Genomic DNA, 23,524 nt, shown 5'->3' on the forward strand with positions numbered 1-23,524 from the left:
AAACAGTTCTGTGTCTTGGCTACCCGAAGCGGTCTGCTGCACATTTTGGCGACGCTAAACCACCGGTCAGGTTTCGGGTGGCCCTTGCCGCCGAACCCTATATCGGTTCTTGAGATGCTTTACGGGCCGAGATTGCGATCGGCCCCGGGGAGGAACAGGACATGTCGATTACGGCCGGCGCCGCGCCGACGCGCGGAGCGATGACGCTCAAGGATTGGGCGCAGCTTCTCCTGCTCGGCGCGATCTGGGGCGGTTCGTTCTTCTTTGCCCGCATCGCCGTTTCCGAGATCCATCCGCTGGCGCTGGTGCTGTTTCGCGTCGCCATCGCCGCGGCGGCACTTCACCTCTATCTGGCAGCCCGCGGCCCTTCGTTCCGGCTCGCCTTCCCGCATGCCGGCCTGTTCTTCCTGCTGGCGCTCACCAACAATGTCGTGCCCTTCTCGCTGATCTTCGCCGGCCAGACGCAGCTCGGCGCCGGCGTCGCTTCGGTGCTCAACGCCACGACGCCGTTCTGGACGCTGATCCTGGCCAATGCGCTCACCACCGACGAGAAGCTGTCCTGGAACAAGTTCGCCGGCATCGCGCTCGGTGTCGCCGGCACCGCGGTGATGATCGGACCCGGCCTGCTTGCCGGGCTTGGCGGACCGGTGTGGGCCAAGTTCGCACTGATCGGCGCTTCGATCTCCTACGCCGTCGCCCTGATGATCGCGCGCCGCTTCAAGGGCGTGCCGTCACCCGTCATCGCCACCGGACAGCTGACCGCATCGACCATCATCATGATCCCGCTCGTGCTGATTGCGTATGGCCCTGCGGGGCTTTTCTCGGTCTCGCCGCCCGTCTGGGCCGCGGTTCTGGGCCTGGCGCTGCTTTCAACCGCCTTTGCTTACATCCTCTATTTCAATCTCGTCGCCTCGGCCGGCGCCACCAATGCCTCGCTGGTCACCCTGGTCGTGCCAGTCAGCGCGGTGCTACTCGGCTTCCTGTTCCTCGGCGAGCGCCTGGCGCTGTTCGAAATCGGCGGCATGACGCTGATCGGACTCGGCCTGGTCACCATAGACGGTCGCCTGTTTGGCCGATGGTAGCGGTGTCATGCCACGGCTCCGCCACAATTTATTCACAACGCTTGAGGCGGCTTTTGCCGAAGAGTTTCAACGGCTAACGATAAATCGGAAGTCGCAAATCCCACAATCATGTCGCATTGCAGCACGTTTTACGCTTGCCTGTAACCCAAATGACTCTAGATTCCGGCCATAGCTCTGAAGAGGAGGCTATGGCATGGGACTGACGAGGCCGATCAACGCGTTGATGATTTGTGCCGCATTCGCATTCATCGGTGCCCTTATCATAGGTGTTCTTCCCTGACCCGCCAAAACCGGGAAGACCAGTACCGAGATATAGTCCAAACAGTTCGAAAAGGCCGGGTTCTACCCGGCCTTTTCCGTTGCAGCCTGCCCTATGCGGCGGCCGAACCCGCCGCCTCCGTCTCATGCGAGCGGATGCCGATCATGTGGCAGACGGCAAAGACGAGATCGGCGCGGTTCATCGTGTAGAAATGGAAGTCGCCGACGCCGCGCTCGACAAGGTCGAGTACCTGTTCGGCGGCCACGGCGGAGGCCACGAGGGCGTGCGTCTGCGGGTCGTTCTCCAGCCCCTCGAAGCGCTCGGCCAGCCAGGCCGGCACCAGCGCCCCGCAGCGCGACGAGAAATTGGCGACCTGGGTGAAATTATGCACCGGCAGTATGCCCGGCACGATCGGGATGTAGATGCCGGCGCGGCGCGCCCGCTCGACATAGCGCTCGTAAAGGTCGTTGTCGAAGAAGAACTGGGTGATCGCCCGCGTCGCGCCATTGTCGGCCTTGCGCTTCAGCATATCGATGTCGGTGGCAAAATCCGGGCTTTCCGGATGCTTTTCCGGATAGGCCGAGACCGAGATGTCGAAATCGCCGGCGTTCTTCAGCGCCCCGACCAGTTCGGCGCCATTGGCATAGCCATCGGGATGCGGGTGGTAACTTGCGCCGACACCGGCCGCCGGATCGCCGCGCAACGCCACGAAGCGTTTGACGCCCATGTCCGCAAATTCGCGGATGACCGTGTCGACCTGATCGCGCGCGGCATCGACGCAGGTCATATGCGCCGCCGGCGTCAGCGTCGTCTCGTTGAGGATGCGCTTGACCGTGCGCGCCGTGCGCTCGCGGGTCGAGCCGCCGGCGCCGTAGGTCACCGAGACGAATTTCGGCTTGAGCGGCTCCAGCTTTGTAACCGTGTCCCAGAGCCTTGCTTCCATCTCGTCGGTCTTCGGCGGGAAGAACTCGAACGAGACCCGGACCTTGTCGCCGATGTCGGGGCGGCGGGAAAAGCGGAACTGGTTCATCAGGCTGTTTCCCCCATTGGATATGCCTTGGCGGGTAGCGAGTCATTGGATGGATCGGCGATCAGCAGTCGCCGATCGCGGCCGAGCCAGAGCTTCACCGTAAGCCTTGCCTCGTTACCGCCACGCGGCTCGAATTCCTGGCTGTCCTCGACATCGAGTCCGGCCTCCTCGAACCAGTCGGACATCTGACGGTCGGAGAAGCCCAGCCGCATGTGCGCGTGCTGGTCGCGCAGGAATTCGAGATTATGCGGCGCGAAGTCGACGACGATCAGCCGGCCCGATGGCCTGAGCAGCCGCGCGGCTTCGGCGATGGCGCGGGCGGGATCGTCGAGATAGTGCAGCACTTGGTGGATTGTGACGAGATCGAAGGCGTTGCGCTCGACCGGCGGCGAGAAGATGTCACCTTGGCGTACCTGCGCATTGGCGATGCCGGCCTTGTCGAGGTTGGCGCGCGCCACGCTCAGCATCTCGCGCGACATGTCGATGCCGACGCCGCGCCGGTAGAGCGGCGCAAAGATTTCGAGCAACCTGCCCGTGCCGGTGCCAAGATCGAGCATGGACTGGAACGGCCGCTTGCCGACGAGTTTGATGAGTGCCGCTTCCACCGCCCGGTCCGGCACATGCAGCGAGCGGATGTGATCCCAGCTCGCGGCATTCTCGGAGAAATATTCGGCCGCCCGGTCCTGCCGCTTGCGCTTCACCGCCGCCAGCCGCTCGAGATCGCGCACCACCTGCGGATCGGCCTCGCTTATGGCCGAGACCAGACGCTGGACGAAGTCGCGCGAATTATCGATGTCGGTCAGCCTGAAAAAAGCCCAGGACCCTTCCTGATAGCGGCCGATCAGCCCGGCGTCGAGCAGCAGCTTCAGATGCCGCGAGACGCGCGGCTGCGACTGGCCGAGGATCTCGGTGAGGTCGGAGACGGTGAGATCCCCGCGCGAAAGCAGCACCAGGATGCGCAGCCGGCTGGATTCGGCCGCCGCCTTCAATGTATCTACCATTGTGTCGAGCGAGACATGCATGAGCGGGCTCTCGTTGAAAGATATAAAGATATGTTTATGTCGATTTTGATACCCTGGCAAGCGCTATGTCGCTTCCGGACAAGAAAATGGCGCAGCCGCGATCCGCGCCGGCAGGCGGTTTCTGGGCGGGATGAACAGGATGTTTGAGACACACCAAGGTGAAATGCTTCTTGCGGCCGACCCGGCGCAGTTGCAGCCGGACGGCCATGTGGTCTTCATCGGCCGCGTCGTCTCACCATGGACCAGTCGCGAGGATTGCCCCAAGAACATGCGCGCCGCCCGGGAAACCGGGCGGCCCGCGACAATCCTGATCGACCAGCCCTATCGCCCGGGGTTGCAAAACCTGGAGCGCGCCAGCCACGTCGTCATCCTGTCCTGGCTCCATCACGCGCCGCGGAATCTGATTGTGCAGAAACCGCGCCACGCGGCTGAAGCGAAAGGCGTTTTCTCGCTGCGCTCCCCTGCCCGGCCCAACCCTGTCGGCCTGCATGTAGCGAAGCTCGCCGCGCTCGACATCGAGTCCGGCCGGATCGGGATCGACGCCATCGATGTGCTCGACGGGACACCGATCATCGACATCAAGCCCTATTACGCTTCCACGGATGCTTTCTCCGAAGCGACGGTCGCCGGGCGAGACGAGAAATGAGCGCCCCCACCGGCCGCCGCCGCGCCATCGCCAAGGCGCTGACCGCCCTTTTGCCGCTCGCGCCTTACGCCGACATGGAAAAGATCCGCGCCGACGCCGGTTCCGTGCACATGAAGAGCTTGCCGCCGACGATCGCGGTGTGGCTGGCCACCATCGCCCATGTCCGCCATGTCCACACCGATTACGAAAAGCTGCTGGCCGAAGGCTACGACCGGGATTCGGCGCGCTTCTTCGTCATCGGGCGGACCAATGAGGTGCTCACCCGTTGGCGGGCGACACGGTTGCTTGAGGAAGACGAGGAGGACTCGTAAGGTCGACACTATCACCGACGTCTGATGGCGCTTGTTGGAAGAGGCATGACGATCCCGCCCGGCCGAGCGCGGCACGCTATCCTTGACCCGCGCCAAATAAATCCGCCAGCGCCTCTGGAAAAATGTCGAAAGCGCCGTACATGCAGCAAGCGGAGTATCCTCCGCTTATATCCGGAATACATCGTCCTCAAAGCAATTCCAGGAACGCTCGCAGTGGTTTTCCGTTCGGAATTACGCAAAAACAAGGACTTGGAGCGGCTCGGCGATGCCGTAAACCGCAGAACCGTTCCAAGGGCAAGGATCACAGATCATGACTGATAAGGTTTGGTTCATCACCGGATCGTCGAAGGGCTTTGGCCGCGTCTGGGCCGAGGCCGCTCTCGCCCGCGGCGATCGCGTCGCCGCAACTGCGCGCGATGCCGGCACGCTCGCCGATCTCGTCGAGAAATATGGCGACAAGGTCGCTGCCATGCAGCTCGATGTCACCGACAAGCATGCCGTCGACGCCGCTGTTGCCGAGGCGCACAGGCGTTTCGGCCGGCTCGACGTGGTCGTCAACAACGCCGGCTACGGCCATTTCGGCGCCGTCGAGGAGGTCACCGAGCAGGAAGCGCGCGACCAGATCGAGACCAACGTCTTCGGCGCGCTTTGGGTGACCCAGGCCGCGCTGCCCGTCATGCGGGCGCAACGCTCCGGCCACATCATCCAGATCTCCTCGATCGGCGGCGTCAACGCCTTTGCCTCGCTCGGCCTTTATCACGCCTCAAAATGGGCGCTGGAAGCCTTCAGCCAGTCGCTCAGCCTGGAGGTCGCGGAGTTCGGCATTCACGTGACCTTGGTCGAGCCGGGCGGCTTCTCCACGGACTGGGCTGGGCCGTCGGCCAGGGTCTCCAAGCCGTTGGACGCCTATGAGCCGGTCCGCGCAGCGATGGCCGAGCGCCGCAGCCGTTCCGTCGCTGGCGATCCGCAAGCGACCGGCCCGGCGATGCTGGCGATCGTCGATGCCGCCGAGCCGCCGCTTAGGGTCTTCTTCGGCGACGGCGGACTGCCGATGATCCGGCAGGAATATGCCAACCGCATCGCCACTTGGGAGAAATGGGATCACGTCTCGGTAATGGCGCAGGGCGCCAACAAGAACCGCAAGGCGGCCTAACCGCGAACGCCGCGCCACGAAAGCGGCGCGGCCTCTTTGTTCAGGCCCGATAGATCCACTGCTCGGGCACCCGGATGGAAATCTCTTCGCCAGCTCTTATGACGCCCGGCTTCTCGACCCAGGCGACAAGGCCGCGCAGCCGTTTCGCCTCCTTTGGGAAGAGCAGCGCGGTGGCCTCCTGATCCGCTGCGCCGACATGCTCGGCGATCGACTGTCCGGCGAACCGGCACGGCTTGTTCTGGCCGTCGACCTTGAGCGTCACGCCGCCCTTGAAGAACATCAGCGAGCCGGCCGGCAGCATCGAAAGATGCGGCACGCCCTCGACCACAAGATTGGCGCCGATCCACTTCGGCTTGATCTGCTCGATCCCCATGCGTTGCGCGATGATGGCGAGCTCGTCCGCGGCCACAAGCGACAATTGCCGCTCGTTGCGCATTTCGGTGCCGCGCGGATACCAAGGCTCGCGCCCGCCCGACCGCCGCGTTGCGCCGGCATGGAAATCGCCCTCGATGCCGTCGAAGCCGAGCCGCAGTTCTTCGACCGCCCTCGTCTCGAAATGGTCGTGCGGAGCGGCATAGAGCGCCGCCGCCTTTGCCGTCAGCTTGCGGCCGGGCACGATGTCGATTGTCGGTTCGGCCGCTGGAAAAAGCTCTAGGTTCGTTTCCTGCATGCCGCTGGTCTAAAGACCGCTGAGAAGGCGGTCCAGTCGAAAGCGCTGATGATCCGATCACATCGTTTGATGGCGATCACGACGTTATTACCAGAAAACGCCGCCCCGCTGCACACGCGTCGCATTGCCGCCCTGCGGCCGTCATAAACGATGCGCGCTATATCGGGAGGGAGGAGGCTCGATCATGCAGGTTGGACACGCTGTAGCGGCGCTTTGGCTGTTCTGGGTGGTATCCTGGATCCTTGCCGCTGGCTGGGCAGACCCAGCGCAAAAGCGCGCCGATCTCAAGTCGGAGGCGCGTTATCGGGTGCTTTGGCTCGCCGGCACCATCCTGCTGTTCGTGCCGGCGCACGGCTATGCCGGCAGGCTGCGGCTGTGGACGCCGACGCTTGCCGAAGCCTGGATCTGCGTCGCCCTGATCGCCATCGGCATCGCTTTCGCCTGGTGGGCGCGCCTGCATCTCGGCCGCCTGTGGTCGGCAAATGTCACCGCCAAGGCTGATCATCGCGTCATCGATACCGGCCCCTATGGCCTGGTCCGCCACCCGATCTACACCGGACTGCTGCTGTCCGTCCTGGCGACCATGGCCGTCAAGGGCACGGTCTGGGGCATCGCCGGCGCCGCGCTGTTGCTCGTCGGCGTCGTCGTCAAGGCGCGGTTGGAAGAGAGCTTCCTGCGCGGCGAGCTTGGCCCGGCCTATGACGACTACGCCAGACGCGTGCCGATGCTGGTGCCCTTCGCGCCGGCTTAAAGCATCCTGAGCAGCGCGCCGCCGATCGAATAGCCGGCGCCGAAGGCGCAGATCAGGCCGAAATCGCCGGCCTTCATGTCGGCATGGTTCTCCGACAGCGCCACGATCGCGCCGGCCCCGGCGGTGTTGCCGAGCCGCTCCAGCACCATCGGCGCGCGGTCATGGTCGACGTCGTGGCCAAAGGACAGTTTCAGGATCATCGCATTCATGCGCGCATTGGCCTGGTGCAGCCAGAAGCGGCGGATGCCTGCCGGCGTCAGCCCGTGCTCGGCCAGGAACTCGACGATGAATTTCTGGCCGGCGACGGTGACTTCCTTGAACACCTTGTTGCCGACCTGCTTGATGAGGTTGCCTTCCAGGTTGATCATGTAGGGATCGTCCTGGGCGGTGCGCGTGTAGTAGCCGAGATTGGTGCGGATGTTGTTCGACATCTGCGTCCAGGTGCGCGTGTCGAGCACCTCGAAGCGCCCCGGCCGCTTCTCACCCTGCGCCAGCCCCTCGACGACCATGGCGACCGAGGCGTCGCCGAAGATGAAATGCGTCTGCCGGTCGCGGAAGTTGAGATGCCCGGTGATGATCTCCGGCGTCGACACCAGGATGCGCTTGTGCGCCCCTGCCCTCACCAGGTTGACCGCGACATGCAGCGCCGCCGCGGCGGAAGAGCAGCCAAGCCCCATGTCGAAGCCGGCGCCTTTGGTGCCCAGCGCCTCCTGCATCTCGATGGCGATGGCCGGATAGGGCCGCTGGTGGTGCGAGGCCGAGCAGATCACCAGGTCGATGTCCGACCCGTCGACCCCGGCATGGGCAAGCGCCTTCCTGGCCGAGGCGAGGCCGAACTCCGCCTCCAGCGACAGCGCGTCGTCGGGCCGCGCCGGAATGCGCGGCGACATGCGGGTCGGGTCGAGAATACCCTCGCGCTCGATCACATGGCGGCTTCTCACGCCGGAGGCATGGACGATGAAGTCGCTGTCCGATTTCTGCAAAAGCGGCTCGCCGGTGTCGGCGCGGCGCGCATTCTCGGTATCGACCCAGCTGTTGAAGCTTGCGACCAGCTCTTCATTGGTGATGACGGGTTCAGGGATTTCGGCACCGATGCCGCTGATGATGACGCGATGCATGTCCAATCCGTCCGAGGGGGCGCCAAGTTGTGCCGAGGCGAGGCGCTACACTTGTCGCATTTGCCCGGTTTATTCCAGCTTAATTCGACAACCACCGCTGGCATTCAGGTGGTGGATGCTCAAGCGCGCTTGGCCACGATGAAGATGCGCGGGAAGCGCAGCAGCACCTTGCCGGTAGCCGTTTTCGGATAGGCTTTGGCGATCTTGGCGGTGTAGTTGGAGAGAAACAGCTTCTTCTCGTCCGCGTCGAGCGGATCGAGGAAGGGCTTCAGCCCCGTCGCCTCGACCCATTCGACGATCGCCTCGGCATCGGCCAGCGGATGGTTGTAGATGGTGTGCCAGATGTCGAGCCGGTCGGCGAGCGGCGACAGAAGATCGTAGTAGAAGGAAACCGGCGGCAGCGGCCCGCGCGCCGCGCCCTCGAGCTTCGCCGAGAACGGCATCTCGGCCGCGGTCTCGCGCATCAGCTGGTGCGAAGGCTCGCCGAGATTGTCGGGCATCTGGATGGCGAGGGCGCCGCCGGGCGCCAGCAATCCCATCAGCCGCTGGAACACCGCCGGATGCTCCGGCAGCCATTGGAAGACGGCGTTGGCGAAGATGACGTCGACGGGATGCTCGGGCCGCCATCCGGCGGCATCCGCCAGCTCGAAATTGACATTCGGCAGCCGCGCCCGCGCCTTCTCGATCATGTCGGGCGAAGTATCGAAACCAAGCACCTCGGCGTCCGGCCAGCGCTCGACCAGAAGCTCGGTGGAATTGCCCGGACCGCAGCCGATATCGACGACGCGGCGCGGAAAATCGACCGGCACCTGCGCCACCAGATCCCTCGCCGGCCGCGTGCGCTCGTCCTCGAATTTCAGATATTGGGCGGCGGACCAGTCAGCCATGTGAGAACCCTGCTTTGTTCGCCGCCCTTGGGGACTGATCCTACCGCGTCAGCCGCTTGTGGGTCATGCGGTGCGGGGTCGCCGCTTCGGCGCCCAGGCGGCGCAGCTTGTCCTTCTCATATTCCTCGAAATTGCCCTCGAACCATTCGACATGCGCGTCGCCTTCGAAGGCGAGCATGTGGGTGGCCATGCGGTCGAGGAACATGCGGTCGTGGCTGATGATGACGGCGCAGCCGGCATAGGCTTCGAGCGCGTCTTCCAGCGCGCCCAGCGTCTCGGTGTCGAGGTCGTTGGTCGGTTCGTCGAGCAGAAGAACATTGCCGCCGCCTTTCAGCATCTTGGCCAGGTGGACGCGGTTGCGCTGGCCGCCGGACAGGTTGCCGACCTTCTGCTGCTGGTCGCCGCCGCGGAAGTTGAACGACGAGCAATAGGCGCGGCTGTTGACCTCGTGCTTGCCGAGCTTGATGACTTCGGCGCCGCCGGAGATCTCTTCCCATACCGTCTTGTTCGGGTCGAGCGCGTCGCGGCTCTGGTCGACATAGCCGAGCCGCACCGTCTCGCCCTTGCGGATCGAGCCGGCATCCGGCGTTTCCTGGCCGGTGATCATCTTGAACAGCGTCGTCTTGCCGGCGCCGTTCGGGCCGATGACGCCGACGATGCCGCCCGGCGGCAGCTTGAACGACAGGTTCTCGATCAGGAGCTCGTCGCCGAACCCCTTGTTGAGGCCTTCGACCTCGATGACGAGATTGCCGAGGCGCTCGCTCGACGGGATGACGATCTGCGTGTCGGTCGGCTTGCGGTTCTGCGACTGCTCGACAAGTTCCTCATAGGCCTTGATACGCGCCTTGGACTTGGTCTGGCGTGCCTTGGGCGAGGACTGGATCCACTCGCGCTCGCGCCAGATCGACTTCTGGCGGGCGTCGTCCTCGCGGCCTTCCTGGATCAGGCGCTTGGCCTTGGCGTCGAGATATTTGGTGTAATTGCCCTCGTAAGGGATGCCGCGGCCGCGATCGAGCTCGAGGATCCAGCCGGTCACGTTGTCCAGGAAGTAGCGGTCGTGGGTGATGATCAGCACCGAGCCCGGATAGTCGCGCAGATGCTTTTCCAGCCATTGCGTGGTCTCGGCGTCGAGATGGTTGGTCGGCTCGTCGAGCAGCAAGAGGTCGGGCTGTTCGAGCAGCAGCCGGCACAGCGCCACGCGGCGGCGCTCGCCGCCCGACAGGTTGGTCACTTCGGAGTCAGGCGGCGGACACTGCAGCGCGTCCATCGCCATCTCGACCTGCTGCTCCAGGTCCCAAAGACTGAGCCGGTCCATCTCGTCCTGGAGCTTGGCCGACTCGTCCGCCGTCTCGTCGGAATAGTTCATCATCAGCTCGTTATAGCGTTCGATGATGGCGGTCTTCCTGGCGACGCCGTCCATGACGTTCTCGCGCACGGTCTTGGTGTTGTCGAGCTGCGGCTCCTGCGCCAGGTAGCCGACGGTTGCGCCCTCGGCCAGCCATGCCTCGCCCTGGAACTCCTTGTCGAGCCCGGCCATGATGCGCAGGATCGTCGACTTGCCCGAGCCGTTGGGGCCGAGAATGCCGATCTTGGCATCCGGATAGAAGGACAGGTGAACGTTATCGAGCACCTTCTTGGTGCCGTAGGCCTTCGACAGGCCGGACATGTGATAGATGAACTGGCGAGCCACGCGCGCTTTCCCTGGAAACTGAAGTGTCAAGGTGGATGGGGGTTGGGCGCTATGTAGGCGATGAAGCGCCGAACGGCAATCGCTTTCGGCGCGAAACGCGCCAATCCGCACGGATTCGCCCGTTTGCGGCGCCCAAATTCACTCAGGGCTTTTTCGCCGCTCTCGCGATCGTGCGAAATCAGAGCTTAACCATTCGCCTTCAAAACGATGTTAGGTTGGGAAATCGCGGCCATGCTGCGGTTTCGGGGAAGGATCGGATCGACGACGTGCTGAACGGTGCCCTGCTCCTTGCCGAAGCGGTTCTCTATTTCGGCGCCATGGTCACGCTTTTCCGTTTCCGGCGCCGCATCGGGCTTGGCGTGTTCATCTGCGCGCTCGGCGTCATGCATTTCCTCGAAACCTACCTTGCCAGCGTCTTCTATGTCGCGCTGCCGTTCGGGCTGGTGTCGCCGGGCTCCGCCGTGCTCTTCTCCGGCAAGCTCGTCATGCTGCTTCTGCTCTACATGAAGGAGGATGCGGCGACGGTTCGCCAGCCGATCTACGGCCTGCTGCTTGGCAACGCCGTGATGATCGGGCTGGTGCTGGTCCTGCGCCTGCACGCGATCGCTCCACTTCCAAGCGGCAAGCTTCCCGACATCGCCTTCATCGACGAGATGGGTTGGCTGATGGTCTGGGGCACCTCGCTGCTCTTCGTCGACTCCATCCTAATCATCCTGCTCTACGAGAAGCTCGGCAGCTATCTGCGCGCTAGGCCATTCATGCGCATTCTCGCATCGGTCGCCTGCGTGCTCACCTTCGATCAGGCCGGCTTCTTCACCGCGCTGCATTTCGTCGCCGGCGCGCCGCTCGAGGTCTTCTTCGGCGGCTGGTTCGCCAAGATGGGCGCAGCCCTTGCCTATAGCGGCATGCTCGTCGCCTATCTGAAATGGGTCGAAGACCACGATGTCGCCGTGCCGCGCGGCCTCTCCGACATTTTCGACGCCCTCACCTATCGCGAACGCTACGAAGCGCTGATCAAATATGTCGGCCGCGACGGCCTCACCGGCCTGCTGCATCGCGGCAGTTTCGATGCCGACGGCGAGTCCGCGGTGTCGTCCGCCATCAGGATGGGCAAGCCGCTCAGCCTGCTCATTGTCGACGTCGACCATTTCAAGTCGATCAACGACAGCTTCGGTCATGCCGAGGGCGACAAGGTGCTGAAATCGATGGCTGCCCTGCTGGCCGAGACCGTCGGCGGCAACGATCAGGTGTTCCGCATCGGCGGCGAGGAATTCGCCGTGCTGACGCAACAGTCGCACGCGCCGGCCAGGCTGCTCGGCGAGACTATCAGGAACGCCACGAAGACCTCGGCGCATACCGGCCGCTACAACATCACCGTGAGTGCCGGCGTCTCCACCGTCAGCGAGACGACGCGCTGTCTTGCCGACATTTTCGCGCTGGCCGACCAGCGCCTCTACAAGGCGAAGTTGAGCGGCCGCGACCGCGTGGTCGGCGAACCTGGCAGCGAGGCTATCATCCTGCAGGCGGCCTCCCGATCAGCCTGACAAAGAACGGGCTGACCAAAATTCTCGCCTATTGAAAACCGATCGCGTCGACCGTGCCCTTCGGGCAACCGGCCTTGGCTGTCGGCGCCGACGCCATCAGGAGATCGGCCAGCTTGCTGTCCGGGCCGATCGGACCGGACAGGCCGAGCGTGATCTCGCCGATCATACGCCTGCCGCTCGACGGGTCGACCAGACAGGACACGCGTACGCGATCCCCGGCGCCGGGACCGAAAGCCTGGTTGAAGGCGCCGCGGATCGCATCCGACGTCAGCTGCTTACCGATGTTCTTGTTGAACAGATCGCGCACCGCCGAGGCGTTCACCGCCCGCATCAGGTTTAGCGCGTCTGAGAAATAGTCCTGCTGGTTCTTGCCGTAGCAGGTGCCGTGCTTGATCCATTCGTGGCGCTCGAGCCTGGATGCCGTGCCCGGCATCACCTGGTCGAGCTCGGCACGCGTCTTTGCGTCGAGATCGACCGGCGGCAGGTCTCCCCAATGCGCCGGATTGTCATTGGCCTTGTCATTCGCCGAGACCTGACAATAGAAATTGCCGTTCGGCTGCGGCCACAGCCCATGCAGCGTGAAGTGCGAGGCATCGAACTCGCTCGGGCTCTGTGCCTTGCATTCGGGCTTGCTCGCCTTGGTCTCGCAGAAAGCCGGCTGCCAGCTCAGCGCAAAGACATATTCGGGTTTTCCCGAGGCTGACGGCGACGATTTGGCCTGGCCGGCAGGCGCCGGCATGGTCGCAGCGCTGCCGCCGCTGACATGACCGCAGCTGATCTTCACCCAGCGCCGCTCTGGGTCGGCGCCCGGCACCTGGATAAGGTAGTGCGTGGGCTCGTCCTTGTTGCCGGCAAGAAGGTCATAGCTTTTGCCGGCTTCGATCGAGATGTTGCCGGGGTTCTTGCCGCTCTTGATGGCCTGCGTCGCCGGGCAGGCGCTGTCGGCAACGAACGTGCCGCTCATCTTCACGTCGGCATGCGCCACCCCGGCGCCGGCCAGAGCCAGCACCATCGAACCCCATAATGCCCAAACCCGCATCCCGCTCTCCCGGCGATCATTGAACCGTATTGAATACGTCACACTAGAACAGTCGACGTGTCAGAATTGCGATCTTTTTCGCCGCTCGAAAAAACAATCCCCAGCTGAGCGCTTCCCATTGGTATGTTCGCAAGGGCCCTGCGCGCCTCTGCGAGATGACCGATTTCCCGGTAGTGCATCATTTTGAAATCCGGCGCTTTACGAGATTGCGCGCGGGGCCTTCAACCAAGCCAATGATGAGCTAGCCACGCGAGGTACAATCCGGCTATGGCCGCATAGATAAAGCCGACCGGACCTTTGGGGACGGGCTTGTGATGCGCCACGCGTGGCCGTGGCTGCCTATAATAGGATAGCAGTTGCCGTTGTGAGACGATTAGCATCTGCTCCATCTCGTGGCGCCCTTCTTCTCTTGCCCGCTTTGAATCCAGGCGCTCCTGAGCGTAGAGTTGTCTCGCATGTTCCGAGGCCGAGAGTGAATTTTCGTCTAGCCACGCTTTGAATTTGCCGGGCCTAACGAGGACTTTGGCGTGGGTGAAGTCGCGTCGATGGAGTCTCTTCGCCTTGGAAGCTTCAAAATCCGTATGCCACTCTTCCCAAGTCTCCGGCATGTCATCGGCGCCGGCAAGCTTGCGGATAAGAGGATAATCCTTAGCAGTGTAAACTGGGATAGCTTTGAATCCGCGGGTCATTGCAAGCCTTCCCCTTCTCCCAAGAAGAGGATGCGACACCCAAGGCTTAGTGTCCAGAAAGCTACCCAGCCATCATGAGCTGCACCGTCCCGCTCTGCTAAGCTAGGGATAACTGCCCTTTCCACACAACTTGGCCGCGGGCTGCGACAAATCGACTCGGGTTCCGTGTGGACTTTTGGTAATTGTGAAGACTGCTGAACCGAACTGATTCGGGGCAGCAAAAAGGCGGGCCGCAGTGCGAATGCGAACCCGCCTTTCATGACTAGCCTGAAGTCGATTGCTATCCGAGTCAGGCAAGGTCGAAAGAAGCTATATAAGCCTCCCGTTGACTCGGAGTTTATACAGCGAGTCTGACAGCCTTTCAACTCGGATAGTGCGCGCTGAACAAGGAAAAGCGCACATGACTGAGGACAATATTGTCCCATTCCCGCGCCGCCGTCGTTCTCCGGACGTTACCCCGGAAATGGCGGCAAAAATCAAGCACCTGCTCAACCTCGGAATGACGCAGCACGATATCGCTGCCCGTTTCCGGATCAACCAGGGCCGCGTAAGTGAGATCAACACCGGGATGAAGTTCCCCGGCGTCTCGCCGTCCTCACAGCTTGATCTATTCTAGACCAGTCCAGCCCCGGCTCACAAGGCCGGGGCCTTTTTCTTGCAGGTCGCGGGCCGTCTCGGCGCTTCGGCACGGGCGTCGATCAAGCTGACAATCCATTCGACATCGCGAAGGGTTTCCGAAACGCCGGCGTAGCACGATGGCAAGCGCGCATCCTCTTGACGCCGGCAAACGCCGCGCCCAACAGTCGCCGAGGGAGCGACACATGCCATTTGACAGAAAGACCAGCCTGGCCTCACCGACCGGGGCCGACCTCAACCTCTATGTGAAACACGCGGAGGCGAAGCCACGCGCCGTGGTCCAGATCAACCATGGACTGGCCGAGCACGCGGCGCGTTATGCCCGCTTTGCCGATTATCTCGCGCCGCGCGGATTCCATGTCTATGCCCATGACCATCGTGGCCATGGCGCGACGAAGGCGCCCGACGCGCCGCTCGGCAAATTCGCCGACAGCGACGGCATCGCCAAGGTGATCGCCGATGTCGAGGCCGTGCACGACCTGATCGCGGCCGAGCATCCCGGCTTGCCGGTGATCGCCTTTGGACATTCGCTGGGCGCCTCGGTGGCGCTGAACTTTGTCCTGCGCCATTCCGGGCGTGTCCATGCCGCCGCGATCTGGAACGGCAATTTCTCGCAAGGCCGGCTCGGGCAACTGGCGCTTGGCATTCTAGGCTGGGAGCGGATGCGGCTCGGCTCCGACGTGCCGTCGCGGCTTCTTTCCAAGCTCACCTTCCAGGCTTGGGGCAAGGCGGTGCCAAATCACCGGACCCCGTTCGACTGGCTGTCGCGCGACCCGGTCGAGGTCGACAAATATATCGCCGACCCGCTCTGCGGCTGGGATGCGTCGGTCTCGATGTGGCGCGATGTGGTCGACATGGCGCTTCACGCCGGCAAGGACCAGAGCTTTGCCGGCGTCCGGCGCGATCTTCCCATCAACCTTGTCGGTGGCGAGAAGGACCCTGCGTCGGACTACGGCAAGGCGGTCCATCACCTGGCAACGCGCATGCAGGTGATGGGCTTTTCGAATCTGGTTTCAAAGGTTTACCCGGAAACCCGCCATGAAAGCCTGAACGAGATCAACCGCGATGCCGTCATGAATGATTTCGTCGCTTGGGCGGACAGCGTGCTGAAATCCTGATCCGGCTTGGCCCACTGCAAGGGCCGTGACAGGTACGGCTGCTGTTGATAGAGCCTGCGTTTCCGACCCATTACGGTGATCCATGGCCGAACCTCCGCTGAAAGGCATCCGCGTTATCGAGCTCGCCCGCATCCTGGCCGGTCCCTGGGCCGGGCAGTTGCTCGCCGATCTCGGCGCCGATGTCATCAAGGTCGAGAGCCCCGATGGCGGCGACGATACCCGCAAATGGGGTCCGCCCTTCGTCATGAGCCATGACGGCGAGAACCTGTCGGCCGCCTATTACCACTCCTGCAATCGCGGCAAGCGTTCCATCGCCGTCGATTTCTCCAAGCCCGACGGTGCCGAGACGCTGCGCAAGCTGGTCGCCACCGCCGACGTGCTGATCGAGAACTTCAAGCTCGGCGGCCTGAAGAAATACGGCCTCGACTACGAGAGCCTGAAGGCGATCAATCCGCGCCTCGTCTATTGCTCGATCACCGGCTTTGGCCAGGACGGTCCCTACGCGCCGCGCGCCGGCTACGATTTCATCATCCAGGCCATGGCCGGCATGATGTCGATCACCGGCGAGCCCGGCCGCGAGCCGCAGAAGGCCGGCGTCGCCATCTCGGATCTCTTCACCGGCCTCTATTCGGTGATCGCCATCCAGGCAGCACTCCGCCACGCCGAAAAGACCGGTGAGGGCCAGCATATCGACATGGCGCTCTTCGACAGCCAGATCTCGGCGCTCGGCAACCAGAACCTCAACTATCTGATTTCCGGCAAGTCGCCGGTGCAGATGGGCAATGCGCACATGAACATCGCCCCTTACGAGGTGCTGCCGGTCAGGGACGGCCACATCATCCTGGCGGTCGGCAATGACGGCCAGTTCGGCAAGTTCTGCGCCGTAGTCGGCCTGACGGATCTGCCCGCCAATCCGGATTTCGCCACCAACCCTGCCCGCGTCGCCAACCGGGTGAAGCTGCGCGAACTGATTATCGCGACGCTGAGCACCTGGGATCGCGATCCGCTGCTGGCGAAGCTCGAGGCTGCCGGCGTGCCGGCAAGCCCGATCAACACTATCGGCCAGATGTTCGACGATCCGCAGACGATCGCGCGCGGCATGCGGCTCGATCTCGACGACGGCCACGGCAATCGCCTGCCTTCGGTGCGCGCGCCGATGGTGATGTCGGGCACGCCGCTCGTCTATGAACGCCCCTCGCCGCGCCTTGGCGAGCACACGGACGAAATCCTTGCCGAATTGGAGAGAGCAAAATGAAGACCGGCGGACAACTGATCGTCGAGGCGCTGGAAGCGAACGGCACCGACCGCATCTTCTGCGTTCCGGGCGAATCCTATCTCGCGGTGCTCGACGCGCTGCATGACTCTTCGATCCGCACCATCGTCTGCCGCCAGGAAGGGGGTGCTGCGATGATGGCCGACTGCCAGGGTCGGCTGACCGGCAAGCCCGGCATCTGCTTCGTCACCCGCGGCCCCGGCGCCACCAATGCTTCGGCCGGCGTCCACATCGCCATGCAGGATTCTGTGCCGATGATCCTGTTCATCGGCCAGGTCGCCAGCCACGCCAAGGAACGCGAGGCCTTCCAGGAGGTCGATTACAAGCGCTTCTTCGGCGACATCGCCAAATGGGTGGTCGAGATCGACGACGCCGCGCGCATTCCAGAATTCGTGACCCGTGCCTTCGCCGTCGCAACCTCCGGCCGTCCCGGCCCGGTGGTTATCTCGCTGCCCGAGGACATGCTGACCAGCGAGGTCGAGGCTCCGGAAGCGCTGCCGTACACGCCGGTCGAGACGCGCCCGGGCGAAGCCGAGCTCGACGCGCTGGAGATGTTGCTGAGCAACGCCAAGCGGCCGTTCGTCATCCTCGGCGGCACGCGCTGGAACGAGGAAGCGGTGGCGCATTTACGCCAGATCGCCGAGGCCTGGTCGCTGCCGGTCGGCTGCTCCTTCCGGCGCCAGATGCTGTTCGACCATCTGCATGCGAATTACGCCGGCGATGTCGGCATCGGCATCAATCCCAAGCTGGCCGAGCGGATCAAGCAAGCCGACGTCGTGCTTTTGATCGGCGGTCGCCTAGGCGAGATGCCGTCTTCCGACTACACGCTGCTGAAGAGCCCCTACCCCGACCAGGCACTGGTGCATGTCCATGCCGATGCCGGCGAGCTCGGCCGCGTCTACCGGCCGACGATACCGATTAACGCGTCGCCCGCCGCTTTTGTCGAGGCTTTCGCCAGGCGAAAGCCAACGGCCAAGCCTGCCTGGGCGGCCGAGACGGAAAAGGCGCACGCCGCCTATCTCGAATGGTCGACGCCGCCGCAGACCGGCCCGGGCGCCGTCCAGATGGGCCCGATCATGGACTACCTCGGAAAGGTTCTGCCGGAAGATGCCATCCTCACCAATGGCGCCGGCAACTATGCCACCTGGGTGCATCGCTTCTACCGCTCGCGCCGCTTCGGCACGCAGGCGGCGCCCACGTCCGGCTCGATGGGCTACGGCACGCCCGCGGCGGTCGCCGCCAAGTCGCTGTTCCCGGATCGCACTGTGGTTGCCTTCGCCGGCGACGGCTGCTTCCTGATGAACGGCCAGGAGTTCGCGACGGCTGTCCAGTATGACCTGCCGATCGTCGTGATCGTCGTGAACAACGGCATTTACGGCACGATCCGCATGCATCAGGAGCGGGAATATCCAAGCCGCGTCGTCGCCACCACCCTCAAGAACCCTGACTTCGCGGCGCTCGCCCGCGCCTATGGCGGCCATGGCGAGACGGTGGAAAAAACCGCCGACTTCGCGGCGGCCTTCGAACGCGCGCGCGCCAGCGGCAAGCCGGCGATCGTCGAGATCAAGCTCGATCCCGAAGCGATCACGCCGACCCGCACGCTGACGCAGATCCGCAACAAGGCGTAAGGCAGCCTGCTGCCTTTCTGCCGGCTGCACGACAAAAGCGGCGGTGAACCGCCCCTTTTGCGTCTTTACATCGCCTTCTCGATCTGGCCGCGGATCTCGCCGTCCTTGTTCTTGGCGGTGTGGACGTTGACGTAGTATTTGCCGGCTTCCAGATCGGCTGCCTGCGCGTCGGTCAACGTCGCCGATCCCTTGATCGGGCTCTTCAGCTTCTTGAACGGGATGACCGGGTCAGCGTTCGCGCCCATGTCCGCCGGGCCGTGGATGTGGGCGGCCACGGCAGGCCCGCTAAGGCCGGAATATTTGACGTTCCAGCTGAGCTTCTTGCTTGTGGTGTCGAAGGTAAGTGTGGCGGTTCCCTTGCCCTTGGTGGTGACGGGCGGGCTCTGCTGACTGCCGTCGAGCGTCGCCTTGTACTTCACCATCTCGGCCATGGCCGGCGATGCAAGAAGGAAGGCGGTCGAAACGGCCAAGGCCGAAAGCATCGGCACGGATAGGATGCGCATGAAGAACCTCCGTTGATTGCAGCATCCTTCGCGGCTCCCCGGCGCGCGGATGCGCCAATCAACGGCTGAGCGGCCCGATGTATCCCGGCGCACACGGTTATTTTACCGCGGGGCAACGAGAAAGGGGCGGTCGCCCGCCCCTTTCCGACTTCCGCGCTAGAGCGGAGCTTACTTGATCGCCTTGTCGGTGATCGCGGTCGTGTAGGCGCCGCTCGCTTCCTTGCTGATGATCTTCTGGTCCAGCAGCGCCTTGGCGGTGCGCTCGTAAGCGGCCGGGATCAGCTTGCCGTCGGCATTGTCGACCAGCTTGGCCACTTCCTTCATCATGAACTTCTGGTGGTTCTCATCCTGGCCGCCGGCGTCCACGACGATCTCGGCCGCCTCGTCGGTGTTCTCCGTGGCGTATTTCCAACCCTTCATCGAGGCGCGCACGAACCGCACCATCTTGTCCCCGAAGGCCGGGTCCTTGAGCTTGTCCTCGAGCGTGTAAAGCCCGTCCTCCAGAAGGTCGTTGCCCATGGCGGAGTAGTTGAACACGACCAGGTCTTCCGGCTTGTAGCCGGCGTCCAGCACCTGACCGTATTCATTATAGGTCATCACCGAGATGCAGTCGGCCTGCTTCTGGATCAGCGGCTGCACGTCAAAACTCTGCTTGAGCACGGTCACGCCGTCCGGGCCGCCATCGGTCTTGAGGCCGATCTTGTTCATCCAGGCGTAGAACGGATATTCGTTGCCGAAGAACCAGACGCCCAGCGTATGACCCTTGAAGTCGGCTTCCGTCTTGATCGGGCCGTTCTTGGGGCAGACCAGTTCCATGCCCGCCTTCTTGAACGGCTGGGCGATGTTGACGAGCATCACGCCTTTGTCGCGGGCCGCGAGCGCGCCGCCCATCCAGTCGACGATGACGTCGGCGCCGCCGCCGGCGATCACCTGCTCGGGCGCGATGTCCGGGCCGCCCGGCTTGATGTCGACGTCGAGGCCTTCGGCGTCATAGAAGCCCTTGGCCTTGGCGACATAATAGCCGGCGAACTGGGCCTGCGTGACCCATTTCAGTTGCAGTGTCACCTTGTCGGCGGCCATCGCCTGGAAGGCGGCCAGCGACATGGCGCCGGCCAGAGCAGAAATCAGCAGTCTTTTCATCTTATTACCCTCTGAAGTTAGCACCCAAACCCACCGCCCCTATCCACCTCGGACAGAGGGATGCCAAAACGTGACGGCTCTCTCGATGAGAGCGACCACGCCATAAAAGACCGAACCCGCCAGTGCTGCAACTGCGATTTCGGCCCACACCATGTCGATGTTCATCCGCCCGACTTCCGTCGAGATGCGAAATCCCATGCCGACCACCGGCGTTCCGAAGAACTCGGCGACGATGGCGCCGATCAGGGCCAGCGTCGAGTTGATCTTCAGCGCGTTGAAGATGAACGGCATGGCCGCCGGCAGCCTGAGCTTGAGCAAGGTCGGCCAATAGCCCGATGCATAAGTGCGCATCAGGTCGCGCTCCATATGCCCGGATGCGGCAAGGCCCGCCACCGTATTCACCAGCATCGGGAAGAAGGTCATGATAATGACGACCGCGGCCTTGGACGGCCAGTCGAAGCCGAACCACATGACCATGATCGGCGCCACGCCGATGATCGGCAGCGCCGAAACCATATTGCCGATCGGCAGCAGGCCGCGCCGCAGGAAAGGCACGCGGTCGGCGAGGACAGCGACGGCGAAGCCGGCGAGATTGCCGACGACATAGCCGATGAGCACCGCCTTGAAGATCGTCTGCCGCACATCCGATCCCAGGATCGGCAGCGAGTTGGCGATGCGCGCGCCAATGGCGCTCGGCGGCGGCAAAAGAATGAAGGGGATGCCGGCGCCGCGCGTCACCGCTTCCCAGATGATCAGGATCCAGGCGCCGAAGATTGCCGGGACGATCAGGCGCAGCGCGTTCCTTGCGACGCTCCCGCTCGGACGCAACCAGGCGAGCAAGGCAACGCAGCGCCAGGCAAGCAGCCAGGCAGCGGCAAGCAGCAGGAAATAGGGCGCCAGCGCCGTGCCCTCGAAACCGGCTATGCCTTTGACCAAGAGCCAGGCTGCGGCATGGGCGCCGACGAAGAGCACGATGGCCTCGACGACCGGCGTCAGCCTTAAGGTCGAGACCAGCGCAGCAATGAGCAGCAGCCCGATGATCAGCCCCTTGGCGCCCATATAGGGATAGGCCAGCGTTGCGGCCGGCTCCGCCAGCGCGGCTGCCTCCGGCTTCATCATTGCGCCAAGCGCAAAGGCGATGAGACAAAGCAGGATTGCCAGCACCGATTGCCAGGATGGCTTCAGCCAATTCATGCCGGCCTCCCGCCCATGGCGCGGTCGACCAGGCGTCCGGCGATGCCCACCACCATCACCAGCAGCGCCGCGACGACGGACCCCGCGACCAGCGCCGACCAGATATCGATCGTCTGGCTGTAATAGGCGCCCGCGAGCAGCTTGGCGCCGATGCCGGCGACGGCACCCGTCGGCAACTCGCCGACGATGGCGCCGACCAGGCTCGCCGCCACCGCCACCTTCATCGAGGTGAACAGGAACGGCACCGAAGCCGGCACCCTGAGCTTCCAGAAGGTCTGCGAGGCGCTGGCGTTATACGTATGCATCAGGTCGAGATGCATGATCTCGGGTGAGCGCAGGCCCTTCACCATGCCGACGGCGACCGGAAAGAACGACAGATAGGTCGAGATCAGCGCCTTGGGGATCAGGCCGGTGATGCCGATCGCGGCCAGCACTACGATGATCATCGGCGCCACCGCCAGGATCGGAATGGTCTGCGAAGCAATGATCCACGGCATCAGGCTGCGGTCGAGCGTCGCCACATGCACGATGCCCACCGCAATCAGGATGCCAAGCGCCGTGCCGAAGGCAAACCCGAGCAGCGTCGACGACAGCGTAACCCAGGCGTTGTAGACCAGGCTGCGGTTCGAGGTGACGGACCGCAGGAATGTATTTTCGAAGAAATTCACCGCCACCTGGTGCGGCGCCGGCAGCGTCGGCTTCGGCTGCGCCAGCGTCTTGCCGATGAATTCGACGGCGCCGGGGGTTTCCTTGGCTCTGGCGTCGAGATCGCGCTGGAACGGCGCGTTGAGGATGACGGCGAAGACGTACCAGAGCACCACCAAGCCGGCGAGGATGCTGGTCACGGGGATGATTTTCGAGCGGAAGGTGTCCATCTAGCGCTGCCCTTCTCCTCTCCCCAGCGGGGAGAGGGTGGCCGGAGCGAAGCAAAGGCCGGGCCCGTTCGACTGGAGTGCTGCGGCGCTGGTATTTTTCGTCATCCTAGGGCGGAGCAAGGAGCGAAGCGACGCGGCGCAGACCCTAGGATCCATTCCGTTACTTCTGAGCTCCGCAACGTTCCAGAATACAGCTCCCTGCGCCGCGCTCTGCTCGTCGGGTATTCTGAGCTGCTTACGCCCTTCGACCAGCGTCACGGAACGGATCCTAGGGTCTGCGCTCCGCTTCGCGTCGCTACGCCCTAGGATGACGAAATCGCGATGGCCGGCTTCCTTAACACGCGGGGTGGCGCGCCTGTTCCGCCCTAGGATGACGAAGGCGCGAGTGGCCGTCCCTTCACCCGGCCGCTGCGCGGCGACCCTCTCCCCGGAGGGGAGAGGAGAGAGCTCATCCTCCCGCCCCTCAATCATCATAGCTATGCCCTGCCCTCAAGCCATCCCGCACCCGTGCGGCGATCGCCAGGAATTCAGGCGTCTCGCGGATGTCGAGCGGCCGCTCTCTCGGCAGCGTCGATTCGATGATGTCGGTGACGCGGCCTGGCCGCGGCGACATCACGACAATGCGCGTCGACAGATAGACCGCCTCGGGTATCGAATGGGTGACGAAGCAGATCGTCTTGTTGGTCCGCGCCCAGAGATCGAGCAGCTGCTCGTTCAGATGGTCGCGCACGATCTCGTCAAGCGCGCCGAACGGCTCGTCCATCAAGAGCAGGTCCGCATCGAAGGCGAGAGCACGCGCGATCGAGGCGCGCTGCTGCATGCCGCCGGAAAGCTGCCAGGGGTATTTCTTCTCGAAGCCGGAAAGGTTGACCAACTCCATCGTGCGCTTGATGCGCTCCGCCTGCTCGACTTGGCTGAGGCCGATGATCTCCAGCGGCAACGCCACGTTGCGCTCGATCGTGCGCCACGGGAACAAGGCCGCCGCCTGGAAGACATAGCCATAGGCGCGTTTCTCGCGCGCCTGCTCCGGCGTCATGCCGTTGACGGAGATCGCCCCGGCGGTCGCCTTCTCCAGATCGGCGATGACGCGCAGCAAGGTGGTCTTGCCGCAGCCGGACGGGCCGATGAAGGAGACGAATTCGCCCTTGCCGATGGTGAGATCGACGTTGGAGAGCGCCTGCACCGGACCGTCATTGGTCTGAAAAGTGAGGCCGAGCTTGCTTGCCGAGACGACGGCTGGCGGCTGTTCGGTCATTGGCTGCAGCC

The 23,524-nt window shown here is 63.6% G+C and carries 23 protein-coding genes; 10 read left to right on the plus strand and 13 right to left on the minus strand.

Going from position 1 to position 23,524, the window contains the following annotated elements; all coding sequences use genetic code 11:
* Window positions 1-161 precede the first annotated feature (161 nt).
* Complete coding sequence (locus tag LB552_RS04495) at window positions 162-1,082, plus strand: DMT family transporter (protein WP_095768974.1); 921 nt, start codon at window positions 162-164, stop codon at window positions 1,080-1,082.
* A 371-nt stretch (window positions 1,083-1,453) separates the two neighbouring features.
* On the opposite strand, the gene metF is transcribed toward LB552_RS04495, so the two are convergent.
* On the minus strand, window positions 1,454-2,371 hold the full coding sequence (gene metF / locus LB552_RS04500; RefSeq protein ID WP_224522885.1) for a methylenetetrahydrofolate reductase [NAD(P)H]: 918 nt from the start codon (window positions 2,369-2,371) through the stop codon (window positions 1,454-1,456).
* Window positions 2,371-3,393, minus strand: a complete 1,023-nt coding sequence (locus tag LB552_RS04505) for an ArsR/SmtB family transcription factor (RefSeq protein ID WP_224602129.1) — start codon at window positions 3,391-3,393, stop codon at window positions 2,371-2,373. The genes metF and LB552_RS04505 overlap by 1 nt, the downstream gene beginning before the upstream one ends.
* Window positions 3,394-3,532: 139 nt before the next feature.
* Between LB552_RS04505 and tsaA the strand changes: the two genes are divergently transcribed.
* The 3 genes from tsaA (at window position 3,533) to LB552_RS04520 (ending at window position 5,503) form a co-directional block, all read left to right on the plus strand.
* A complete protein-coding gene (gene tsaA / locus LB552_RS04510; protein ID WP_224602130.1) occupies window positions 3,533-4,039 on the plus strand; it encodes a tRNA (N6-threonylcarbamoyladenosine(37)-N6)-methyltransferase TrmO in 507 nt (168 codons plus the stop codon).
* Window positions 4,036-4,350 (plus strand): DUF2293 domain-containing protein, encoded by a 315-nt coding sequence (locus LB552_RS04515; RefSeq protein WP_140839657.1) that lies wholly within the window; start codon window positions 4,036-4,038, stop codon window positions 4,348-4,350. Before tsaA ends, LB552_RS04515 begins: the two co-directional genes overlap by 4 nt.
* A 310-nt stretch (window positions 4,351-4,660) precedes the next feature.
* Entirely contained in the window at window positions 4,661-5,503 is an 843-nt protein-coding gene (locus LB552_RS04520; RefSeq protein WP_224602132.1) for an SDR family oxidoreductase, read from the plus strand.
* A gap of 40 nt (window positions 5,504-5,543) precedes the next feature.
* Here the strand turns inward: LB552_RS04520 and LB552_RS04525 are convergent, their stop codons facing one another.
* A complete protein-coding gene (locus LB552_RS04525; RefSeq protein ID WP_224602135.1) occupies window positions 5,544-6,173 on the minus strand; it encodes an MOSC domain-containing protein in 630 nt (209 codons plus the stop codon).
* A gap of 184 nt (window positions 6,174-6,357) precedes the next feature.
* Between LB552_RS04525 and LB552_RS04530 the strand changes: the two genes are divergently transcribed.
* The gene (locus LB552_RS04530) at window positions 6,358-6,924 is read left to right on the plus strand and encodes a methyltransferase family protein (protein WP_140839651.1); all 567 of its coding nucleotides are present in this window, start codon (window positions 6,358-6,360) and stop codon (window positions 6,922-6,924) included.
* Here the strand turns inward: LB552_RS04530 and LB552_RS04535 are convergent.
* From LB552_RS04535 to ettA, 3 genes are all read right to left on the minus strand, one after another.
* Window positions 6,921-8,042 carry a beta-ketoacyl-ACP synthase III gene (locus tag LB552_RS04535; protein ID WP_224602137.1) on the minus strand — a complete coding sequence of 374 codons (1,122 nt, stop codon included), beginning with the start codon at window positions 8,040-8,042 and terminating at the stop codon, window positions 6,921-6,923. The genes LB552_RS04530 and LB552_RS04535 overlap by 4 nt on opposite strands.
* Before the next feature lie 119 nt (window positions 8,043-8,161).
* Complete coding sequence (gene tam, locus LB552_RS04540; protein ID WP_224602139.1) at window positions 8,162-8,929, minus strand: trans-aconitate 2-methyltransferase; 768 nt, start codon at window positions 8,927-8,929, stop codon at window positions 8,162-8,164.
* Window positions 8,930-8,969: 40 nt separating this feature from the next.
* Entirely contained in the window at window positions 8,970-10,619 is a 1,650-nt protein-coding gene (ettA, locus tag LB552_RS04545) for an energy-dependent translational throttle protein EttA (protein WP_224602141.1), read from the minus strand.
* Window positions 10,620-10,885: 266 nt separating this feature from the next.
* On the opposite strand from ettA, the gene LB552_RS04550 reads away from it, so the two are divergent.
* Window positions 10,886-12,163 (plus strand): sensor domain-containing diguanylate cyclase, encoded by a 1,278-nt coding sequence (locus tag LB552_RS04550; RefSeq protein WP_224602143.1) that lies wholly within the window; start codon window positions 10,886-10,888, stop codon window positions 12,161-12,163.
* Window positions 12,164-12,191: 28 nt separating this feature from the next.
* Here the strand turns inward: LB552_RS04550 and LB552_RS04555 are convergent, their stop codons facing one another.
* Together LB552_RS04555 and LB552_RS04560 are read right to left on the minus strand one after the other, a co-directional pair.
* A complete protein-coding gene (locus tag LB552_RS04555; protein WP_224602144.1) occupies window positions 12,192-13,202 on the minus strand; it encodes a ribonuclease T2 family protein in 1,011 nt (336 codons plus the stop codon).
* Between the two features lie 221 nt (window positions 13,203-13,423).
* Window positions 13,424-13,891: a hypothetical protein gene (locus tag LB552_RS04560; RefSeq protein ID WP_224602146.1), complete on the minus strand. Its 468-nt coding sequence runs from the start codon at window positions 13,889-13,891 to the stop codon at window positions 13,424-13,426.
* Between the two features lie 400 nt (window positions 13,892-14,291).
* Between LB552_RS04560 and LB552_RS04565 the strand changes: the two genes are divergently transcribed.
* From LB552_RS04565 to LB552_RS04580, 4 genes are all read left to right on the plus strand, one after another.
* Complete coding sequence (locus tag LB552_RS04565; RefSeq protein ID WP_140839635.1) at window positions 14,292-14,507, plus strand: hypothetical protein; 216 nt, start codon at window positions 14,292-14,294, stop codon at window positions 14,505-14,507.
* A 205-nt stretch (window positions 14,508-14,712) separates the two neighbouring features.
* Entirely contained in the window at window positions 14,713-15,645 is a 933-nt protein-coding gene (locus LB552_RS04570; RefSeq protein ID WP_224602148.1) for an alpha/beta fold hydrolase, read from the plus strand.
* A gap of 82 nt (window positions 15,646-15,727) precedes the next feature.
* The gene (locus LB552_RS04575; RefSeq protein ID WP_224602150.1) at window positions 15,728-16,900 is read left to right on the plus strand and encodes a CaiB/BaiF CoA transferase family protein; all 1,173 of its coding nucleotides are present in this window, start codon (window positions 15,728-15,730) and stop codon (window positions 16,898-16,900) included.
* A complete protein-coding gene (locus LB552_RS04580; RefSeq protein ID WP_224602152.1) occupies window positions 16,897-18,546 on the plus strand; it encodes a thiamine pyrophosphate-binding protein in 1,650 nt (549 codons plus the stop codon). The genes LB552_RS04575 and LB552_RS04580 overlap by 4 nt, the downstream gene beginning before the upstream one ends.
* A gap of 65 nt (window positions 18,547-18,611) precedes the next feature.
* Here the strand turns inward: LB552_RS04580 and LB552_RS04585 are convergent, their stop codons facing one another.
* The 5 genes from LB552_RS04585 to LB552_RS04605 form a co-directional block, all read right to left on the minus strand.
* Complete coding sequence (locus LB552_RS04585; protein ID WP_140839627.1) at window positions 18,612-19,049, minus strand: CHRD domain-containing protein; 438 nt, start codon at window positions 19,047-19,049, stop codon at window positions 18,612-18,614.
* 168 nt (window positions 19,050-19,217) lie between these two features.
* Window positions 19,218-20,189 carry an ABC transporter substrate-binding protein gene (locus tag LB552_RS04590; RefSeq protein WP_224602154.1) on the minus strand — a complete coding sequence of 324 codons (972 nt, stop codon included), beginning with the start codon at window positions 20,187-20,189 and terminating at the stop codon, window positions 19,218-19,220.
* 39 nt (window positions 20,190-20,228) lie between these two features.
* Window positions 20,229-21,383, minus strand: a complete 1,155-nt coding sequence (locus tag LB552_RS04595; protein ID WP_224602155.1) for an ABC transporter permease — start codon at window positions 21,381-21,383, stop codon at window positions 20,229-20,231.
* A complete protein-coding gene (locus LB552_RS04600) occupies window positions 21,380-22,258 on the minus strand; it encodes an ABC transporter permease (RefSeq protein ID WP_224602157.1) in 879 nt (292 codons plus the stop codon). The genes LB552_RS04595 and LB552_RS04600 overlap by 4 nt, the downstream gene beginning before the upstream one ends.
* 463 nt (window positions 22,259-22,721) lie before the next feature.
* Window positions 22,722-23,513, minus strand: a complete 792-nt coding sequence (locus LB552_RS04605; protein ID WP_095768956.1) for an ABC transporter ATP-binding protein — start codon at window positions 23,511-23,513, stop codon at window positions 22,722-22,724.
* Window positions 23,514-23,524 lie beyond the last annotated feature (11 nt).

Origin of the sequence: Mesorhizobium sp. CA7 (genome assembly GCF_020165015.1) — a bacterium.
In the GTDB taxonomy this organism is placed as follows: domain Bacteria; phylum Pseudomonadota; class Alphaproteobacteria; order Rhizobiales; family Rhizobiaceae; genus Mesorhizobium.

What these genes read in the sequence shown, in the direction of transcription:
- LB552_RS04495 (WP_095768974.1), top strand. Translation starts at nt 162, where the DNA reads ATGTCGATTACGGCCGGCGCCGCGCCGACGCGCGGAGCGATGACGCTC.
- metF (WP_224522885.1), bottom strand. Translation starts at nt 2,371, where the DNA reads ATGAACCAGTTCCGCTTTTCCCGCCGCCCCGACATCGGCGACAAGGTC.
- LB552_RS04505 (WP_224602129.1), bottom strand. Translation starts at nt 3,393, where the DNA reads ATGCATGTCTCGCTCGACACAATGGTAGATACATTGAAGGCGGCGGCC.
- tsaA (WP_224602130.1), top strand. Translation starts at nt 3,533, where the DNA reads ATGTTTGAGACACACCAAGGTGAAATGCTTCTTGCGGCCGACCCGGCG.
- LB552_RS04515 (WP_140839657.1), top strand. Translation starts at nt 4,036, where the DNA reads ATGAGCGCCCCCACCGGCCGCCGCCGCGCCATCGCCAAGGCGCTGACC.
- LB552_RS04520 (WP_224602132.1), top strand. Translation starts at nt 4,661, where the DNA reads ATGACTGATAAGGTTTGGTTCATCACCGGATCGTCGAAGGGCTTTGGC.
- LB552_RS04525 (WP_224602135.1), bottom strand. Translation starts at nt 6,173, where the DNA reads ATGCAGGAAACGAACCTAGAGCTTTTTCCAGCGGCCGAACCGACAATC.
- LB552_RS04530 (WP_140839651.1), top strand. Translation starts at nt 6,358, where the DNA reads ATGCAGGTTGGACACGCTGTAGCGGCGCTTTGGCTGTTCTGGGTGGTA.
- LB552_RS04535 (WP_224602137.1), bottom strand. Translation starts at nt 8,042, where the DNA reads ATGCATCGCGTCATCATCAGCGGCATCGGTGCCGAAATCCCTGAACCC.
- tam (WP_224602139.1), bottom strand. Translation starts at nt 8,929, where the DNA reads ATGGCTGACTGGTCCGCCGCCCAATATCTGAAATTCGAGGACGAGCGC.
- LB552_RS04555 (WP_224602144.1), bottom strand. Translation starts at nt 13,202, where the DNA reads ATGCGGGTTTGGGCATTATGGGGTTCGATGGTGCTGGCTCTGGCCGGC.
- LB552_RS04560 (WP_224602146.1), bottom strand. Translation starts at nt 13,891, where the DNA reads ATGACCCGCGGATTCAAAGCTATCCCAGTTTACACTGCTAAGGATTAT.
- LB552_RS04565 (WP_140839635.1), top strand. Translation starts at nt 14,292, where the DNA reads ATGACTGAGGACAATATTGTCCCATTCCCGCGCCGCCGTCGTTCTCCG.
- LB552_RS04570 (WP_224602148.1), top strand. Translation starts at nt 14,713, where the DNA reads ATGCCATTTGACAGAAAGACCAGCCTGGCCTCACCGACCGGGGCCGAC.
- LB552_RS04575 (WP_224602150.1), top strand. Translation starts at nt 15,728, where the DNA reads ATGGCCGAACCTCCGCTGAAAGGCATCCGCGTTATCGAGCTCGCCCGC.
- LB552_RS04580 (WP_224602152.1), top strand. Translation starts at nt 16,897, where the DNA reads ATGAAGACCGGCGGACAACTGATCGTCGAGGCGCTGGAAGCGAACGGC.
- LB552_RS04585 (WP_140839627.1), bottom strand. Translation starts at nt 19,049, where the DNA reads ATGCGCATCCTATCCGTGCCGATGCTTTCGGCCTTGGCCGTTTCGACC.
- LB552_RS04590 (WP_224602154.1), bottom strand. Translation starts at nt 20,189, where the DNA reads ATGAAAAGACTGCTGATTTCTGCTCTGGCCGGCGCCATGTCGCTGGCC.
- LB552_RS04595 (WP_224602155.1), bottom strand. Translation starts at nt 21,383, where the DNA reads ATGAATTGGCTGAAGCCATCCTGGCAATCGGTGCTGGCAATCCTGCTT.
- LB552_RS04600 (WP_224602157.1), bottom strand. Translation starts at nt 22,258, where the DNA reads ATGGACACCTTCCGCTCGAAAATCATCCCCGTGACCAGCATCCTCGCC.
- LB552_RS04605 (WP_095768956.1), bottom strand. Translation starts at nt 23,513, where the DNA reads ATGACCGAACAGCCGCCAGCCGTCGTCTCGGCAAGCAAGCTCGGCCTC.